The organism is Methylobacterium sp. B1, from assembly GCF_000333255.1.
GTDB classification, from domain to species: domain Bacteria; phylum Pseudomonadota; class Alphaproteobacteria; order Rhizobiales; family Beijerinckiaceae; genus Methylobacterium; species Methylobacterium fujisawaense.
This window is the reverse complement of record NZ_BACT01000591.1, coordinates 1-3,231: the sequence shown is the minus strand read 5'-3', so window position 1 is coordinate 3,231 and position 3,231 is coordinate 1. Positions and strand designations below refer to the sequence as shown.

Genomic DNA, 3,231 nt, shown 5'->3' with positions numbered 1-3,231 from the left:
AATGCGCCGAGAGGGTGACGGCGGGCAGGGACACCAGCGGGTGGTCCGCCGGCAGGGGCTCGACCGTGAACACGTCGAGCCCGGCCTGCGCGACGCGGCCGCTGCGCAGGGCCTCGACCAGGGCGGCCTCGTCGATCAGGGCCCCGCGGGCGGTGTTGATCAGGAGGACGCCGGGCTTCATCGCGGCGATGCGCGCGGCCGAGAGGAAGCCGCGGGTCTCGTCGGTCAGGAGCAGGTGGAGCGAGACCACGTCGCTCTCGGCGAGCAGCCGCTCCAGCGGCACGAAGGTCACGTCCGGATGCGCCTTGGGCGTCCGGTTCCAGGCGAGCACCCGCATGCCGATGCCCCGGCAGAGCCGTGCCATCTCGGCCGCGATCCCCCCGAACCCGACGAGGCCGACCGTCTTGCCGGTGAGCTGGACCGCCTCGCGGCGCAGCCAGGTGCCGGCACGCATCGCCCGGTCCATCTCGGGCAGGCCGCGGGCCGCCGCCCACATCAGCGCGAAGGCGCATTCGGCCACCGCCGTGTCGCCGTACCCCTTGATGGTGTGGACCGTGATCCCGCATTCGGCCGCGAGGGCCTCCGGGTCCATGTAGCTGCGGGCGCCGGTGCCGAGGAACACCACGTGCCTCAGGCCCCCGCAGGCCCGGGCCACCGCGCGGGGGAGGGCGGTGTGGTCGATCACGGCGATCTCCGCCCCGGACAGGAGGCCGGGCAGGTCCTGCGGAGCGATGCCGGGATCGGCGTGGATCGCGAAGGGCGGGTCGTCCGGCCGCAGCAGCCGCCGGGCCACCGCCGCCAGGGTCTCGTTGGCATCCACGAACACCGCGCGCATCGGGGTCTCCCTGTCCGGTCCCGTCACGATGCGTCGGGAGCGCGGGCCGTGCCAAGGCCCGGTCGGCCGGGGCGGACGGGTCAGCCCGCCAGCGCCAGGGACAGGGCGAGCAGCCCCAGCACGAGCCCGCCCTGGAGCCAGCAGGCCGTCCGGTACAGGGTCAGCGCCCGGGCGATGTCGTCGGCCGTGGCCTCGGCCCGCCCGTCGCCCATATGGGCGTCCGGGACGAGGGTGCCGTCATAGACCCGCGGTCCCGCGAGCCGCAGGCCGAGCGCCCCGGCCATGGCGGATTCGGGCCAGCCGGCATTGGGCGAGCGGTGGCGGCGCGCGTCCCGGGCCATCGCCCGGAGCGCGCCCCGCGCGTCGGCGCCGCGCAGGAGCGCCGCCCCGGCGATCAGCAGGCCCGCGAGCCGGGAGGCCGGCAGGTTCACCCCGTCGTCGAGCCGCGCCGCAGCCCAGCCGAAGGCTTCGTAGCGGGGCGTCCGGTGGCCGATCATGCTGTCGGCGGTGTTGATCGCCTTGTAGAGGGCGCCCCCCGGCAGGCCGAGGCCGCCGATCCAGAAGGCCGGCGCCACGATCCCGTCGGAGAAGTTTTCCGACAGGCTCTCGATCGCGGCGCGGCAGACCGCCGGTTCGTCGAGGCGCTCGGGGTCGCGCCCGACGATCATCGCCACCGCCCGGCGCCCGGCCTCCAGGCCGCCGGTGCGCAAGGCCTTCTCCACGGCGGCGACGTGCTGGTGCAGGCTGCGCTGCGCCGGCAGGCTCGCGCAGAGCAGGCCGAGGAGGAGCAGGGCGGGGAGGGGGCCGGCCAATCCCGCCAGCACCGTGAGGGCGAGGGCCGGCAGGCCCACCGCGGCAAGCAGGCAGGCCAGCGCGGCGCAGCCGGCGATCCGCCGCCGCCGCGCGGAGCCGCGGTTGAGGCCGCGCTCCAGGGCGGCGATCAGCCGGCCGATCCAGGTGACAGGGTGACCGGCCGCCCTGTAGAGCGCGTCGGGATAGCCGGCCGCCGCCTCGATCCCGAGGGCGACGGCGAGGACGGCAAGCGTGTCGGCAAACGTACCGGGCAGATGGACCATTCGGTGTGGAGCGTTCCCACGCGTGAGGTCGCCCCGATCGCGCATGGCGGCGATCTCGGCGGACTCCGCAAAGCCTTTCCCGACGCGCCGGAGCCCTGGCTCGACCTCTCGACGGGGATCAATCCGGTCCCGTACCCCGTGCCGCCGGTGGAGGCCAGCGCCTGGACGCGGCTGCCCGAGGCCGCCGAGCTCGGGGCGCTCCGGGCGGCGGCCGCCGCGGCCTACGGCGCGCCGGACGCCGCACATGTCGTGCCCGCCCCCGGCACCCAGATCCTGATCGAGACCCTGCCCCGGCTGATGGCGCCGACCCGCGTCGCGGTGCTCGGGCCCACCTATGCCGAGCACGCCGCCGCCTGCGCGCGCGCCGGGCACGCGGTGACGGAGATCCGGAATCTCGATGCCCTCGGCGAGGCCCGGGTGGCGGTGATCGTCGATCCCAACAACCCGGACGGGCGGACCCTGCCCCTGGCCGAACGCCGGGCCCTGGCCGCGGCCCTCGGCAAACGGGGCGGCCTGCTCATCGCCGACGAGGCCTTCGCGGATCTGGAGCCGGTGGAGAGCCTGTGCCCACACGCGGCGCCGGGCCTCGTGGTGTTGCGCTCCTTCGGCAAGACCTACGGGCTCGCCGGCCTGCGCCTCGGCTTCGCGGTGGCCGATCCCGGCACGGCGGCCCGGATCGCCGAGGCCCTCGGACCCTGGGCGGTGTCGGGCCCGGCCCTGGCGATCGGGCGCGCCGCCCTGTCGGATGCGGGCTGGCGCGCGCAGGCCGCGGCGGCGCGGTCCGCGGACGCGGCCCGCCTCGACCGGATGATCGCCCGGGGCGGCGGCCGGATCGTCGGGGGCACCAGCCTGTTCCGGACCGCCGACTTTTCCGACGGGCCCGACCTCTACCGGCGGCTCGCGGCGGCCGGGATCGCGGTGCGGCGCTTCGCGGATCGCCCGGAGCGCCTCCGCTTCGGCCTGCCGGCCGGGAAGGCGGCGTGGTGCCGTCTGTCGCGGGTCCTCAGGTAGACCGCACGCCGGGCGGATGCGGATCGCGCGCCGCCACGATCACGGCCAGCGCCGAGAAGGCGAGGCCCACCGCGCAGACCCCCGCCCAGCCGACCAGCAGGAACGCCTGCGAGCCGGCATAGGCGCCGAGCGCCCCGAACACGAACAGGGTCGTGAACAGGACCGTGTTGATGCGGCCCCGCGCCCCGGGGACCAGGGCGTAGGCCCGCGTCTGGTTGGCGATGAGGGCGCCGTTTATGCCGATGTCGATCAGCAGCACCCCGAGGGCCACCGCGACGAGCGACCACGTCCCAGCCGGCCCAGAGCACC

Annotated in this window: 3 protein-coding genes and 1 pseudogene; 1 reads left to right on the top strand and 3 read right to left on the bottom strand. The window is 76.1% G+C overall.

The genetic code is table 11. The features are described from left to right. Together I53_RS17320 and cbiB are read right to left on the bottom strand one after the other, a co-directional pair. Positions 1 to 835 (bottom strand): NAD(P)-dependent oxidoreductase (locus I53_RS17320; RefSeq protein ID WP_043352846.1); only part of this gene is annotated, 835 nt, incomplete at its 3' end. 80 nt (positions 836 to 915) lie between these two features. After that, complete coding sequence (gene cbiB, locus I53_RS17315) at positions 916 to 1,911, bottom strand: adenosylcobinamide-phosphate synthase CbiB (protein WP_043352844.1); 996 nt, start codon at positions 1,909 to 1,911, stop codon at positions 916 to 918. Here cbiB and cobD point away from each other — a divergent pair. Next, a complete protein-coding gene (gene cobD / locus I53_RS17310; RefSeq protein ID WP_051044856.1) occupies positions 1,903 to 2,922 on the top strand; it encodes a threonine-phosphate decarboxylase CobD in 1,020 nt (339 codons plus the stop codon). The genes cbiB and cobD overlap by 9 nt on opposite strands. Here the strand turns inward: cobD and I53_RS17305 are convergent. Then, positions 2,915 to 3,231, bottom strand: a pseudogene (locus tag I53_RS17305) (MFS transporter); the annotation flags it as partial. The gene cobD and the pseudogene I53_RS17305 sit on opposite strands and share 8 nt — an antisense overlap.